Source organism: Paraburkholderia sp. XV, assembly GCF_020177535.1.
GTDB classification, from domain to species: Bacteria; Pseudomonadota; Gammaproteobacteria; order Burkholderiales; family Burkholderiaceae; genus Paraburkholderia; species Paraburkholderia caribensis.
Genome location: NZ_JAGUUD010000054.1, coordinates 41,453 through 55,773 on the forward strand (window position 1 = coordinate 41,453; position 14,321 = coordinate 55,773).

13 protein-coding genes are annotated in these 14,321 nt (G+C 62.9%); 3 read left to right on the forward strand and 10 right to left on the reverse strand.

Annotation, left to right across the window (positions count from 1 at the left end; all coding sequences use genetic code 11):
• Positions 1-64 precede the first annotated feature (64 nt).
• Positions 65-3,670 (reverse strand): indolepyruvate ferredoxin oxidoreductase family protein, encoded by a 3,606-nt coding sequence (locus KFO72_RS23530; RefSeq protein ID WP_225033157.1) that lies wholly within the window; start codon positions 3,668-3,670, stop codon positions 65-67.
• A gap of 344 nt (positions 3,671-4,014) precedes the next feature.
• On the opposite strand from KFO72_RS23530, the gene KFO72_RS23535 reads away from it, so the two are divergent.
• On the forward strand, positions 4,015-4,200 hold the full coding sequence (locus KFO72_RS23535) for a hypothetical protein (protein ID WP_225033158.1): 186 nt from the start codon (positions 4,015-4,017) through the stop codon (positions 4,198-4,200).
• Between the two features lie 148 nt (positions 4,201-4,348).
• On the opposite strand, the gene hppD is transcribed toward KFO72_RS23535, so the two are convergent.
• Positions 4,349-5,446 (reverse strand): 4-hydroxyphenylpyruvate dioxygenase, encoded by a 1,098-nt coding sequence (hppD, locus tag KFO72_RS23540; RefSeq protein ID WP_054929180.1) that lies wholly within the window; start codon positions 5,444-5,446, stop codon positions 4,349-4,351.
• A 150-nt stretch (positions 5,447-5,596) separates the two neighbouring features.
• Here hppD and KFO72_RS23545 point away from each other — a divergent pair, with 150 nt between their 5' ends.
• Positions 5,597-6,112 (forward strand): Lrp/AsnC family transcriptional regulator, encoded by a 516-nt coding sequence (locus KFO72_RS23545; RefSeq protein WP_035991654.1) that lies wholly within the window; start codon positions 5,597-5,599, stop codon positions 6,110-6,112.
• A 74-nt stretch (positions 6,113-6,186) separates the two neighbouring features.
• Here the strand turns inward: KFO72_RS23545 and KFO72_RS23550 are convergent, their stop codons facing one another.
• From KFO72_RS23550 to paaA, 8 genes are all read right to left on the reverse strand, one after another.
• Positions 6,187-6,852 (reverse strand): GNAT family N-acetyltransferase, encoded by a 666-nt coding sequence (locus tag KFO72_RS23550; RefSeq protein ID WP_054929179.1) that lies wholly within the window; start codon positions 6,850-6,852, stop codon positions 6,187-6,189.
• 261 nt (positions 6,853-7,113) lie between these two features.
• A complete protein-coding gene (locus tag KFO72_RS23555; RefSeq protein WP_035991658.1) occupies positions 7,114-7,743 on the reverse strand; it encodes a TetR/AcrR family transcriptional regulator in 630 nt (209 codons plus the stop codon).
• A 17-nt stretch (positions 7,744-7,760) separates the two neighbouring features.
• Entirely contained in the window at positions 7,761-8,576 is an 816-nt protein-coding gene (locus KFO72_RS23560) for a DUF1835 domain-containing protein (protein ID WP_225033159.1), read from the reverse strand.
• Positions 8,577-8,767: 191 nt separating this feature from the next.
• A complete protein-coding gene (gene paaE, locus KFO72_RS23565) occupies positions 8,768-9,856 on the reverse strand; it encodes a 1,2-phenylacetyl-CoA epoxidase subunit PaaE (RefSeq protein WP_054929177.1) in 1,089 nt (362 codons plus the stop codon).
• 1 nt (position 9,857) lies between these two features.
• Positions 9,858-10,421, reverse strand: coding sequence for a 1,2-phenylacetyl-CoA epoxidase subunit PaaD (gene paaD, locus KFO72_RS23570; RefSeq protein ID WP_054929176.1), 564 nt, complete (start codon positions 10,419-10,421; stop codon positions 9,858-9,860).
• A gap of 28 nt (positions 10,422-10,449) precedes the next feature.
• Complete coding sequence (gene paaC, locus KFO72_RS23575; protein ID WP_060599587.1) at positions 10,450-11,253, reverse strand: 1,2-phenylacetyl-CoA epoxidase subunit PaaC; 804 nt, start codon at positions 11,251-11,253, stop codon at positions 10,450-10,452.
• Between the two features lie 9 nt (positions 11,254-11,262).
• Entirely contained in the window at positions 11,263-11,547 is a 285-nt protein-coding gene (gene paaB, locus KFO72_RS23580; RefSeq protein ID WP_007733491.1) for a 1,2-phenylacetyl-CoA epoxidase subunit PaaB, read from the reverse strand.
• A 39-nt stretch (positions 11,548-11,586) separates the two neighbouring features.
• Positions 11,587-12,585, reverse strand: coding sequence for a 1,2-phenylacetyl-CoA epoxidase subunit PaaA (gene paaA / locus KFO72_RS23585; RefSeq protein WP_054929174.1), 999 nt, complete (start codon positions 12,583-12,585; stop codon positions 11,587-11,589).
• Between the two features lie 160 nt (positions 12,586-12,745).
• Here paaA and KFO72_RS23590 point away from each other — a divergent pair, with 160 nt between their 5' ends.
• Entirely contained in the window at positions 12,746-14,020 is a 1,275-nt protein-coding gene (locus KFO72_RS23590) for an SGNH/GDSL hydrolase family protein (RefSeq protein WP_225033160.1), read from the forward strand.
• The last annotated feature ends 301 nt before the right edge of the window (positions 14,021-14,321 follow it).

Sequence of the window (14,321 nt, forward strand, 5' to 3'; positions counted from 1 at the left end):
TTCGTTGATGCGATGAAAAAAGGGCACCGCGAGGTGCCCTTTTTATTTCAGGAGTGGCAGAAGGTTATGCCACGTGCCGCTCGACACCGCCCGTCGGCGCGCGCCACTTCGCGAGCAACGACGCCCACTTGGCCCGCACGCCCTTCAGGTTGTTCTCCTTGACGTGGCCATAACCGCGAATCGCATCCGGCAGATTCGCCAGTTCGACAGCCAGAGCACGCTTTTCCGCCGTGAGCCCGCCGACCAGTTCATGCACGAGCGTCTCGTACTCGACGATCAGCGCCCGTTCGGTGCGACGCTCCTCCGTCCTGCCGAACACATCGAGCGCGGTGCCGCGCAGGAACTTCATCTTCGCGAGCACGTGCATCGCGTTGAGCATCCATGGACCGTACTGCTTCTTCACCAGATGCCCATGCGCGTCCTTCTTCGACGTGGCGGGCGGCGCGAGGTGGAACTTGAGCTTCCAGTCGCCCTCGAAATTCGCCTTCAGCTTCTCGACGAACGCCGGGTCCGAATAGAGCCGCGCCACTTCATACTCGTCCTTGTACGCCATCAGCTTGTGCAGATTCTTCGCGACGGCTTCCGTCAACGACATCTGGCCGTCGGCGGCATCGAGCTTCGTTTCGGCGGCCCGCACTGTTTCGACCAGCTTGCGGTAACGCGCCGCGTACGCTTCGTTCTGGTACTCGACGAGATACTGCGCGCGTTTGTCGATTAGCGTATCGAGTGCCTTCGGCGTATGCAGCGAAACGATCTTGCTGTTCGCGGCATTCGCGGTGTTGCCCTCGTCGATACGATCTTGCATCCGCGCGAGCTTGCGCACGGTAGCCAGATCGTGAGCCGCGCGACGGCCCCATTCGAACGCTGCGCGATTCTTCTCGACCTGCACGGCATTCAGCTCGATCGCGCGAATCAGCGACTCGTGCGTGAGCGGCAACCAACCCTTTTGCCATGCGTAGCCGAGCACGAACGGGTTCGTGTAGATCGCGTCGCCGAGCAGCGCAACCGCGAAGTGATTCGCATCGACGGCGGCCACATGCTCGTCGCCCGCCGCCGCGCGCACGTCCGCATCCGCGCTCGCGCCGGGGAAGCGCCAGTTCGGGTTCTTGATGAATTCCGCGGTCGGGGTCGGCGCGCTGTTCAGCACGACGTGCGTTTGACCGGCCTGCATCCGCGACACGCATTCGTCGCTGGCCGTCACCAGCGAGTCGCAGCCGATCACCAGATCCGCTTCGCCCATCGCGATACGGGTTGCGTGGATGTCGGCGGGCTGGTTCGCGATCTGCACGTGGCTCATCACGGCGCCGCCCTTTTGCGCCAGGCCCGTCACGTCGAGTACGGTGACGCCTTTGCTTTCGAGATGCGCCGCCATGCCGAGCAACGCACCGATCGTCACGACGCCCGTGCCGCCGACGCCCGTCACCAGCACGCCATATGGCCGCGCGATCGCCGGAATCTCGGGATCGGGAACGGGCGGCATCGCGTCGCCCGCAACGCCCGACGCCTTCGGCTTGCGCAGTTGCCCGCCTTCGACCGTCACGAAGCTCGGGCAGAAGCCCTTCAGACACGAATAGTCCTTGTTGCAGGTGGACTGGTTGATCTGCCGCTTCGTGCCGTACTCGGTTTCGAGCGGCTCGACGGACAGGCAGTTCGACTGCACCGAGCAATCGCCGCAGCCCTCGCAAACCGCCTCGTTGATCACGACGCGCTTCGCCGGATCGGGATAGGCGCCGCGTTTCCGGCGGCGGCGCTTCTCCGTCGCGCAGGTCTGGTCGTAGATCAGGATCGTCGTGCCTTCGATCTCGCGCAGTTCGCGCTGCACGTCGTCGAGCTGGTCGCGATGATGAATCGTGATGCCGGGCGCAAGGCCGACGTTCGCGTGGTACTTCTCCGGCTCATCGGTGACGATCACAATCTTCTTCGCGCCTTCAGCGGCGAGCTGATGCGTGATCTGCGGCACCGTCAGCACACCGTCGACGGGCTGGCCGCCCGTCATCGCGACGGCGTCGTTGTAGAGAATCTTGTACGTGATGTTTGCCTTCGACGCGATCGCCGCGCGAATCGCGAGCAGGCCCGAATGGAAGTACGTGCCGTCGCCGAGATTGGCGAACACGTGCTTGTCGTTCGTGAACGGCGCCTGGCCGACCCACGCGACGCCTTCGCCGCCCATCTGGCTGAACGTGCTGGTGCTGCGGTCCATCCACACGGTCATGTAGTGGCAGCCGATGCCCGCCATCGCGCGCGAGCCTTCGGGCACATTCGTCGACGTGTTGTGCGGACAGCCGGAGCAGAACCAGGGCTTGCGCTCCGCTTGAACGCGCGGGCGCGCGAGCGCCTTTTCTTTCGCTTCGATCACAGCGATGCGCGTGGCAATGCGCGCGCGCACGTCGGACGGCAGGTCGAACTTGTCGAGCCGCGTCGCAATCGCCTTCGCGATCAACGCGGGCGACAGTTCGTAGTGCGCGGGCAGCAGCCAGTTGCCCATTGGCACCGACCATTCGCCGCCTGCACCGTCCTTTTCGTCGAACTTGCCGAACACGCGCGGACGCTGCGCATCGGGCCAGTTGTACAACTCTTCCTTGATCGCGTATTCGAGAATCTGCCGCTTCTCTTCGACCACCAGAATCTCTTCGAGCCCGCGCGCGAATGCCTGCGCGCCTTGCGCTTCGAGCGGCCACACGCAGCCGACCTTGTACAGCCGGATGCCGATGCGCGAGCAGGTTTCGTCGTCGAGTCCGAGGTCGGTCAGCGCCTGGCGCACGTCGAGATACGCCTTGCCGCCCGTCATGATGCCGAAGCGCGCGTTCGGCGAATCGATCTCGACGCGATCGAGCTTGTTCGCGCGCACGTAAGCGAGCGCGGCGTACCACTTGTAGTCGAGTAGACGCGCTTCCTGCACGAGCGGCGGATCGGGCCAGCGAATGTTGAGCCCGCCTTCGGGCATCGCGAAGTCGGTTGGCAGAATGATTTGCGTGCGGTGCGGGTCGATATCGACGGAAGCCGATGATTCGACCACGTCGGTCACGCACTTCATCGCGACCCACAGGCCCGAGTAGCGGCTCATCGCCCAGCCGTGCAGGCCGAAGTCCAGATATTCCTGCACGTTCGACGGAAACAGCACGGGCAGGCCGCAGGCCTTGAACAGATGTTCCGACTGATGCGCGAGCGTCGACGATTTGGCGGCGTGATCGTCGCCGGCGAGCACCAGGACGCCGCCGTGTCGCGACGAACCGGCCGAATTGCCGTGCTTGAACACGTCGCCCGAGCGATCGACGCCGGGGCCTTTGCCGTACCACATCGAGAACACGCCGTCGTATTTGGCGCTGGGATAGAGATTGACCTGCTGCGAGCCCCACACGGCGGTGGCGGCGAGGTCTTCGTTGACGCCCGGCTGGAATACGACCTGGTGCGCGGCGAGATGCTTCTTCGCTTTCCACAGCGACAGGTCGAGACCGCCGAGCGGCGATCCGCGATAGCCGGAAATGAACCCGGCGGTGTTGAGCCCGGCGGCCCGGTCGCGTTCCTGCTGCAGCATCGGCAGACGGACCAGCGCCTGGATGCCGCTCATGTACGCGCGGCCGCGTTCAAGCGTGTATTTGTCGTCGAGCGTGACGGACGTCAGCGCGGCTTCGAGCGAGGCTCGCTGACCGGCGTCTAGCGGGGCATTCATTATGTGTACTCCTCCACCCAGTTTGGGATCACCAAAATCTGCTTGGCCTCGGCATCTTGTGAATGCTTCGGCCGGGGTCGCCATGTTGACGGCTTTCGTTCGATGGTAGCACTGGTGAAAACCCGCCGCCTATCGTCGAAAACACCACGATGCGAGACCGCGAACGAACAAAATGTCACCCGTATGACCGCGCGCGAGCTTTTTCATTTGATGGTGTTACAGGGTGTAAAAGCTTGAAACGCTTGGAACCGGGCTTGAAACGTCGGTCTAAACTCCCCATCTGCACGAATCGCAACGTTCCGCATGCTGCGGAGCTTCGCTGTGCAGTCGAACAAGGAGTACGCATGAACACGAAACACATCCAGACCTTCCTGATGGTCTCGGCGGCATTCTTCGCGATGAGCGCGCCGATGCGCCCGAACAGCGCCAATGCGCTCGCGAATGCCGTCACGCGCACCACGCAGGTCGCCGCGACGACGGCCGCCGTGAAACAGCGGCGTGAGTCCGACGAAACGGAGCAGCGTGGCTGACGCGCTCTGGCGGGTGATCGGATGATCATCCGCGGCGCGTGACAGTCGAGAGCCGGTTGAGTTAGGAGCGCCGGTTCCAAAATGCGAAAGGCGAGGAACGTACGTTCCTCGCCTTTTTCTTATTTGGCTCTAACCCTTGCGCAGCGTGTCAGGCCTTGTCCTGCACGACACCGCGACGAATCTGATCCAATTCGATCGATTCGAACAGCGCCTTGAAGTTACCCTCGCCGAAGCCCTGGTTGCCCTTGCGCTGGATGATCTCGAAGAAGATCGGTCCGATCTGGTTCTCGGTGAAAATCTGCAGTAGCAGGTCTTCGCGCGCGCCGTCGATCAGAATCTTGCGCTTGCGCAGTTCATCGAGCGGCTCGCCGTGATTCGGCACGCGGCGATCGACGAGCTCGTAGTACGTGTCGATCGTATCGAGCAGCGAAATGTTCGCGCCGCGCAGGCCGTCGACGGTTGCGTAAATGTCGTTCGTGCCGAGCGCGATATGCTGAATGCCTTCGCCGTGGTACGCGTCGAGGTATTCCTGGATCTGGCCCGCTGTTTCCGAACCTTCCTCATTGATCGGAATGCGGATCTTGCCGCACGGCGACGTCATCGCCTTCGACTTGACGCCCGTCACCTTGCCTTCGATATCGAAGTAGCGCACTTCGCGGAAATTGAACAGACGCTCGTAGAACTCGGCCCATTCCTGCATGCGTCCGCGATGGACGTTGTGTGTCAGGTGATCGATATAGGTGAGGCCGTGGCCGACGGGATTCGGATTCGCGCCCGGAATCGGTTCGAAGTCGACGTCATAGATATTGATGTCGCCGATGCTGTTCGGCGCCGCGCCGTTCTTGCCGCGCCAGCGGTCGACGAAATAGATCAGCGAGTCGCCGATCCCCTTGATGGCCGGAATGTTCAGTTCCATCGGGCCCGTCTTGTTGTCGAAGCCCCATGCGCCGAGTTCGAGCGCGCGCTGATACGCCTTCGCCGCGTCCTGCACGCGGAACGCGATCGCGCAGATCGACGGCCCGTGCAGGCGCGTAAAGCGCTGTGCAAACGAGTCGGGCTCGCCGTTGACGATAAAGTTGATCTCGCCCTGACGGTACAGCGTCACGTTCTTGTGACGATGCTTCGCTATCGCCGTGAAACCCATGCGCTCGAACAGCTTGCCGAGCGCGACGGGGTCCGGCGCGGTGTATTCGATGAACTCGAAGCCGTCGGTGCCGACGGGATTTTCCCAGGTAGAAACCTTCATGTCTGTCTCCTCGACTATGTGCGGGGCGCATCGCGCGATCTGATGAAGAACAGTGTAGTTGCCGGTTCAGGAAGAAAACTTGCGAAATTAATCGGCGAACACTACGCTCGGGCTATTTTCTGGCGTGCGATACGCCTTGGATGGCAGAACATGGCTCAAATTGAGATAGACGCGATCGACCGGCGCATTCTCGCGATTCTTCAGGAAAACGGGCGGCTGTCGAATCAGGAGATCGCCGAGCGGGTGAACCTGTCGCCGAGTCCGTGCTTGCGGCGCATCCGCAGGCTGGAGGAAATCGGTGTGATTCGCGGTTATGTCGCCCTGCTGGATTCCCAAATGCTCGGGCTCGATCTGCTCGCCTACGTCAATGTGCGGCTGGAAAAGCGTGGCGGTCCGGCACTCAGCGCACGCGCCGACGGCACGCCGGGGCGTGCGGGCGCGACGCATTCGGAACTGTTCCGCGTGGCTGTGCAGGGCTGGCCAGAGGTGGTCGCGTGCTACGCGATGACGGGCGATATGGATTACCTGCTGCGCGTGCAGGTGCGCGACATGGCGCACTTTTCGCGATTTGTGCAGGACCAGTTGCTGCGGCATCCGTCGGTGATCGATGTGAAGTCGAGCTTCTCGCTGGAGAAGTTCAAGGAGACGACCGCGCTGCCGATTTGACGCCTGCGTTGGACAAAACAAAAGGGCGGCTCCGTGAAGAGCCGCCCTTTCTGGATGTTCCGTTTCGCTGAAGTTTACGCGGCGATTGCGGTCGGAATGAACGATTCGATCAGCTTCGACGTGTTACGCGCCTGGCGCTTGAGCACATAGTCGAACACGGCGGCCTGTTCCTGCAGCATCTCGGAGATGATGCTGTTCTGATCCGCAGGCGCTAGCGTCAGGTAGGCGTCGGCTTCGCCGTACGCGTACTCGATCTTCATGCCAGCCTTCTTGGCGATGTGCATCATTGTCGTGTTGCGCGACAGGCAGTGGATATACAGCGTTGTGACGTGCGTGTTGCGGCTGCGGATGGCGGCGCGCTCGAACAGCTTCGTACCGATTCCCTGGCCGCGTACGCTTTCCGACACCGACACGCCGAATTCAGCGGTGCGCGTGTCGCCCTCAGCGGGCAGATAAGCCAGATGGCCAACGCCGACCAGTTGCAGATGGCGGTCGAACACGCCGAACACGGTATCGCGGCTGAAATCCAGCATGCGAACGTAGTTTTCGATGACGTGGTTCGGCGTGACCTGACCGAAGCGCAGCAGGCGATCGTCTTCGTCGAGTTCGAGGAAGTGAGCGAGCAGACGCTCGCGGTCTTTCTCGCTGAGTTCCCGGATCAGAACAGGCGCGCGGCCAGCGACGTTCAACGAGCGATCGACGACGATCGGCTCGGCGGCGCGGACAGTTTGCAGATTCATGGTGGGTTCTCCTTTAGCTATGCGGCATGACGCGCCGCAATAAGCATTCTAATGGAAAACCCGAGGTCTTACTGGGGAAAACCCTGAGACAAGCCGAGCACGACGTCTAAAATTATGCTCGGCTTTGATTATGTTATTGATTTTTAAGTAAAATATTTTAAATGGCTACGTGCTTGGACTGCGTCGTGTTGTCACAACGACGGCACGGTTATTGCTGCACGACAGCATCCGCACGGGGCCCTGCGAGCGGCGGCGCGGATCTCAGCGACCGCCAGCGTCCCCATCCGATGCACTTGCGGCCAGCCCGTGATCCACCATCGCGACCACCTGTTCCGCGAATTCCCGATAACCCATCCGGCCGCCCGGCTTGAGCCAGGTGAACGTCCAGTTGATCATGCCGAAGACCATCATCGTGAGGGCCGTCTGGTTTTCGCGCGCCACGCGTTCGGGGTACGCGCGCGCCAGTTGCCGGGCGAACGCGGCGACCACGTCGCGCTGGCGGTTCAGGATGATCTCCCGCTGCGACTCGACCAGATATTTGACGTCGTTCAACAGCGCGACGTGCCGGCTGTGCGACGTCTCGTACTCGGAAAGGAACGCGCGGATCAGCTCGGCGAAGGTTTCGCGTTCAGTGAGTCCGCGGCGCTGGCTCGCGCCTTCGACCTCGGCGATGATCAGCATCAGTCGCTTCGTGTAGCGGTCGAGCAGGTCGAAGAGAATCGCTTCCTTGCTCTCGTAATAGTGATAGAGGCGCGCTTTGGACGTGCCGCTCGCCGCAGCCAGATCGGCCATCGACGTGCTGGGATAGCTCGTTTGAGCGAATTTCTCTGCGGCCAGATCGAGGATCTGGTCGCGCTGGCTTTCATGGTCTGGGGCTCGTGTACGGGCCATGATTGTTCTGTTTGGTCTTATACGGGAGAAAGGGTGGTGCGCGTGACGTGCATTTCGAGCGAACGCCAGTTATCCGCGTCGCCGCGCAACTGCAACTGGCCCGCGGCCGCGAGCTCGCGCATCCGCCACAGCACGAGCTTGTCGCTGACCAGCAAGCCGTTGTGCGCCGCCATCACGCAAGCCGCGACGCGCCCGGCGGCCTGCCAGCCGTCGACGGCGTACTGGAGGACCAGCGCGTCCAGTTCGGCGAACGTGCCGGTCGTCAAGGTGTCGTCGTGCCAGCGGCGCAGTTCGGCATCGACGAGTTTCACTTCCTGCCATTCGAGCGCGAGCCTGCCGATGCGCAGCACCGAAACAGGCGCGGCCTCGGGCAGGTACTTTTGCAACAGATCGGGGGCGAACATGCCGACTGACGTCGCGCGATCGGAACGGCGGAGCGGGGCGCTTGCGTCGCCCGTCAGGTCGTCGATCGACAGGCGCACTTCGTTGAGCCGCTGCGGCAACTCGCGCAGATGGAAGCACACGCGGCGCAGCGTCAGCTGATCGGCGGCGCTCTGACCGTGCCAGACGACCACATGCGCCGTACCGTCGACCACCGCTTTCAGCTCCTTCGCCTGCTGTTCCAGCTCGGCGAGGAAATCGCGGGTGGTGTCGCCGGTCACGCCGCGCCAGAAGTCGGCGCGTATCTGCGGCGCTTCGTCGATGCCATGCAGCGGACCAACGGCCAGATCGTCGCGCAGGGCCAGCACGATGTCTGCGCGACGCGCCTGATCGAGCGCCTCGCGTAGAGAATCGGCGGCGACGTCGCCATTGGTGATGTGGATCGTGCTCATGGTCATTGACGGGCGGTTCGTGCGCCCTTTGAGCGCAGCTCGGTCGCGCAGGTTGGTCAAGTAACGGAAAAGGCCGCTCGTCCAGGGAATGCGTTTCCCATGACGAGCGGCCCCTAGTGTAAGCGGATCGCGTGTGTGCCGAAAGCGACGATGCGCACGTACGGTGCATGGCGCACTGCGCCATGCGGACATCAGCGTTCGTCGTAGCTAACCACGACCTTGTCGCTGACGGGATGGCACTGACAGGTCAGCACGTAGCCGTCGCGGATTTCGTGTTCCTCCAGCGTGTAGTTCTTTTCCATCTTCACTTCGCCTTCGAGCACCTTCGCGCGGCAGGTGCAGCAGACGCCGCCCTTGCACGCATACGGCAGCGCGAGTCCGGCGCGCAGCCCCACGTCGAGCACGCTCAAACCCTGATACGGCAACTTCAGCTTGCGTTTCTTGCCGTCGAGGACGATTTCGAGGTCGGCGGTCGGCGTATCGTCGGTGATTTCCGCGACGGGCACCCCGGCTTGCGGCAGCGGCGTGCCGAAACGCTCGACGTGCACCTTCGCCTGCGGCACGCCCGCTGCCTTCAGCGCCGCTTCGGCGGCATCCATCATCGGCCCGGGGCCGCAGATGAAGGCTTCGTCGATCGAGTCCGCAGGCACCAAGGTCTGGAGGAACGACTCGCACTTCGCCTGGTCGAGCACGCCGTTGAACAGCTCGACGTCCTGGATATCGTCGGACAGCACGTGATACAACACGAAGCGGTTCATGAACCGGTTCTTCAGATCCTCGAGCTCTTCGGCGAACATGATCTGATCGACGCTGCGGTTGCCGTAGATCAGCGTGAACGTGCTGCGCGGCTCGATTTCGAGTGTTGTCTTGACGATGGCCAGCACGGGCGTGATACCGGAACCGCCCGAGAACGCGACGTACTGCTTGCCGTGATCGGCGTTCAGGTGCGTGAAGAAGCGCCCGTCCGGCGTCATCACGTCGAGCATATGGCCGGGTTGCAGCGTATCGAACGCGAAGTTCGAGAAGCGGCCGCCGCGCACGCGCTTGATGCCGATGCGCAACTCGCCGTCGCGGTCGTAATCGGTGACGCCGACGCAGATCGAATACGAACGGCGCGTTTCCTCACCGTCGATATGCGTCTTCAGCGTGACGAACTGGCCCTGCGTGAAGCGATACTGCTCGCGCAGTTCGGCGGGGACTTCGAAGGCGACGGAGACCGCATCGGCGGTTTCGGGCCGCACTTCCCGGATGCGCAGCGGATGAAATTGCGGGGTGGCCATATCAGTACGGTTTGAAATAGTCGAAGGGTTCGCGGCAGTCGATGCAGCGGTACAGCGCCTTACAGGCTGTCGAGCCGAATTGCGCGAGGCGCTCGGTGTGCTTCGAGCCGCAGCGCGGGCAGGCGGGCGCGGGCAGCGAGCGGGGAACGAAGCGGATCACTTTTTCTTTCGATCCACCGTTCGCACTGGCGTCGCCGCTGCCGCAGTTGCCCGTCGGCGGTGCGATGCCGTAGGCGCGCAGCTTGTCGCGGGCGTCGTCGGTGATCCAGTCGGTGGTCCAGGCGGGCGCGAGTACGGTTTCGACGCGATACGGCGCGAAACCCGCTGCGTCGAGCGCATGGCCGATGTCTTCCGCAATTTGCGACATCGCCGGGCAGCCCGAGTAAGTCGGCGTGATGACGACTTCGAGCGCGCCGTCGGCGGCGCGGCGCACGTCGCGCAAAATGCCCAGTTCGCGAATCGACACGACGGGGATTTCCGGGTCGGGCACGGCTTCGAGCACGGCCCACGCCTGGGCGAGCGCGTGATCCGGGGCCACGGCGGCGGTTTGAGCGGTCGACGTCATCGTTGGACTCACCTGTTGGATCGACGGATTACCAGCTTGCGCCTGGATGCTGGCGCGCGAGGCTTTGCATTTCGGCAAGCAGGAAGCCCATGTGCTCCGAATGCTCGCCGTGCTTACCCGTCGTGATGTGCTTGACGGGTTCGGGCAGCTTCAGCGTCGCTTCGTCGAGCGCGGCGCGCACGTCTTCGAGCCACAGCGCTTCCAGTTCGGACGTCTTCGGACCGATACCGGCAGCGGCGATCGCGTCTTCCGTCGCGTCCGCGCTGAAGAATTCACGCGTGTACGGCATCAGATAATCGAGCGCAGCCTGTGCACGGCGATGCGATTCGTCCGTGCCGTCGCCGAAACGCACGAGCCACTCGTGCGAGTGATGCACGTGGTACTGCGTTTCCTTGATCGACTTGGCGGCGATGGCGGCTAACTGGTCATCCGACGAACCCGTCAAAGCCGACCACACGTGCAGCATCAGCGTCGAGTACAGGAAGTTGCGCACGATCGTGACCGCGTAATCCTTGTCGGCGCGCGCCGTGCCGGCGAGAGGCCCGACATGCGGCAGCTCGGCCAGCGTGTAGTTCGCGAATTCGCGCTCGACCCGGAAGAACGCGTAGTCGTCTTCCGTGCGGCTTTTGCCCGTCAGCGTTTTTTCGAGATCGGCGGCGTGCGTGTACAGCAGGCGTGCCTGGCCGACCAGGTCGAGGCTCATGTTCGACAGCGCGATGTCTTCTTCGAGAATCGGTCCGTGTCCGCACCATTCCGCATTGCGCTGACCGAGGATCAGCGCGGTGTCGGCGAGGCGCAGCACGTAGGCAAGGTGTTGAGGCGTAGTGGTCATGACGCGCGCTTACATGTGGTTGACTTCGTCGGGCAACTGATAGAACGTCGGGTGGCGATAGATCTTGTCCGCCGCCGGTTCGAACAGTTCTGCCTTGTCGTCAGGCGCCGATGCCGTGATCGCCGACGACGGCACCACCCAGATGCTCACGCCTTCCTGCCGGCGGGTGTAGACATCGCGCGCCATGCGCAGCGCCATCGACGCGTCCGAGGCGTGCAGGCTGCCGCAATGCTTGTGGTCGAGTCCCTGCTTGCTGCGCACGAAGACTTCCCAGATCGGCCATTCCTTGTTCATCGCTATCTCCTACCAGTCCTTCCAGATTTGGGGCGCCACTCAGGCGGCGTGTTGCTGCGCGCGCTGGCGCTGTTTTTCGGCATGGGCGAGGGCGGCTTCGCGGACCCAGGCGCCGTCGTTGTGCGCCTTTACGCGCGTGGCGAGGCGTTCCTTGTTGCAGGGGCCGTCGCCGTTGACGACACGCCAGAATTCATCCCAGTCGAGGTCGCTGTAGTCGTAGTGGGCGCGTTCTTCGTTCCACTTCAGCTTCGGGTCCGGCAGCGTCACGCCCAGCACTTTCGCCTGCTCGACGGTCGCGTCGACGAATTTCTGACGCAGGTCGTCGTTCGTGATGCGCTTGATGCCCCACTTCGCCGACTGGTTGCTGTGGACGGAATCCTTGTCGCTCGGGCCGAACATCATCAGCACCGGATACCACCAGCGGTTCACGGCTTGCTGGACCAGCTCGCGCTGGGCGTCGGTGCCTTTCATCATCGCGATCAGCGCATCGAAGCCCTGGCGTTGATGGAACGACTCTTCCTTGCAGATACGGATCATCGCGCGCGCATACGGACCGTACGTGCAGCGGCACAGCGGAATCTGGTTCATGATCGCCGCGCCGTCGACCAGCCAGCCGATCACGCCGACGTCCGCCCAGGTCGGTGTCGGATAGTTGAAGATGCTCGAGTACTTCGCCTTGCCGGAGTGCAGCCCGTCGATCATCTGGTCGCGCGACACGCCGAGCGTCTCAGCCGCGCTGTACAGATAGAGACCGTGGCCGCCTTCGTCCTGCACCTTTGCCAGCAGGATCGCCTTGCGCTTCAGGCTAGGCGCGCGCGTGATCCAGTTCCCTTCCGGCAACATGCCGACGATTTCCGAGTGCGCGTGCTGTGAGATTTGACGCACCAGCGTCTTGCGGTACGCGTCGGGCATCCAGTCTTGCGGTTCGATCTTGCCGTCGGCGGCCATGACTGCATCGAAACGCGCCTGCTCGGGCGAACTGGCAGCCGTGTCGAGCGGGGCGACGTTGCCCGGGATGTCGAGGGATTGCGTGTACATGTCGAACGCTCTCGTCATGAGTAAGGGTGTGTTCGGCAGTATAAACCAACCGTCCGGTCGGTTAATAAATTTTTCGAGATGAGCCGGTAGGGGTTTGCACTATGCAATCGTGCACAATGGGCGACTCGCGTTCTCAACCATTTTTCACCGATCAGTCGCAATGACCATTCGTTCTCTCGCCGTCGTGTGTGGCGCGGTTCTGTCTTCCTGTCTGCTGGTGTCGGCTCCCGTTGCCGCTGCCGATAGCGCGTCGCCCTGGGTGACCGCGTGGGCGACCGCGCTCCAGCCGATTCCGCAAATATCCAACCCGCCGCCGTTGTACCGGGCGCCTGACGTCGCGGGGCGGACGCTTCGGCAGATCGTGTATCCGACGCTGTCGGGTGAGGTCGCGCGCATCCATATAAGTAATGCGTATGGGAAAGCGCCGCTCGTCATAGAGGATCTGCGGATCGCGCGGTCGGGTGGCGGCGCGCGCGCGACCGTTCAGGCCGGGACAGAGGCGCGGGTGACTTTCGGCGGAAAGCCGATGGTTAGCGTGCCGCCGGGCGGAGAGGTCGATAGCGACCCCGTCCGTGTCGGGATTTCGGCCGGCGTGCCGTACGCAGTCAGCAGTTATATGGGGCGCGAGCAAAAGTTGATCGCGTGGCATCGCGTGTCGAGCCAGGTCAACTATCTGTCGATGCCGGGCAACCATGCCGGCGACGCGTCCGCCGATGCTTACCGGCAGCGGATCACCCAGTTCGCGTGGGTCACGGGCGTGCAGGTCGAGGCCCCATCGTCGACGACGATTGCGGCGATTGGCGATTCGATCACAGACGGAATGCGCTCGAGCCTGAACGAGAACCGGCGCTGGCCTGACGCGCTGGCGCACAGGGTGGCGCAGAGCGGCGACCGGTCGGTGGCGGTCGTGAATCTGGGTATCAGCGGAAACCGGCTGTTGACGGATTCCCCCTGCTACGGTGACGCGCTCGCGTCGCGCTTCGGGCGGGACGTGCTGGCTCAGCCGGGCGTGAAGACGGTGATCCTGCTGATCGGTATCAATGACATCAACTTCGCAGCGATGCCGGCGCATGGCGGCCTGGATTGCGATGCGCCGCATACGCAAGTGACCGTGGATAGCCTGATCGCGGGATACAAGCGCGTGATTGCGGCGGCGCACGCTCGTGGGGTGCGGATTTTCGGCGCCACCTTGACGCCGGCGGCGCTGCCGCCGCAGCGCGAGGCGATTCGCACGGAGGTGAATCAATGGATCCGGACAGGCCATGCGTTCGACGGCGTCGTGGATTTCGACGCCGCGCTTCGCGACCCGGCCGATGCGACGCGCTTGCGCCGCTTGTTCGACAGTGGGGACCAGATCCATCCCAGCGACGCAGGCTATTCAGCGATGGCGGATGCGATCCCGCTGCAGCCGGTGGTGAACGCTGCGAAGAAATGACGGCCGAAAAAACTTTGCATCTCACCCTTGTCACGTGGCGCGGGATGGCCTAAGATTCGCGTCCTCGTTGAGCAGCAGTCAGTTGGATGCGACGCAGCGGGGCCGCGGCAGAGACGGCGCGGTCGTGAAGTCAGCAAGGTTTTTCAGGCGATGCTAAAAAAACCGGTTGACGAAACGAAAAAGGTTCTTCATAATCTCGTTTCTCTGCTGCTGACGCAGCAACGTGGTGAAAGCAAGGCGCTTCCCGCGAATGTTCTTTAACAATCAACAGCCGATAAGTGTGGGCGCTCGATGACGAGGC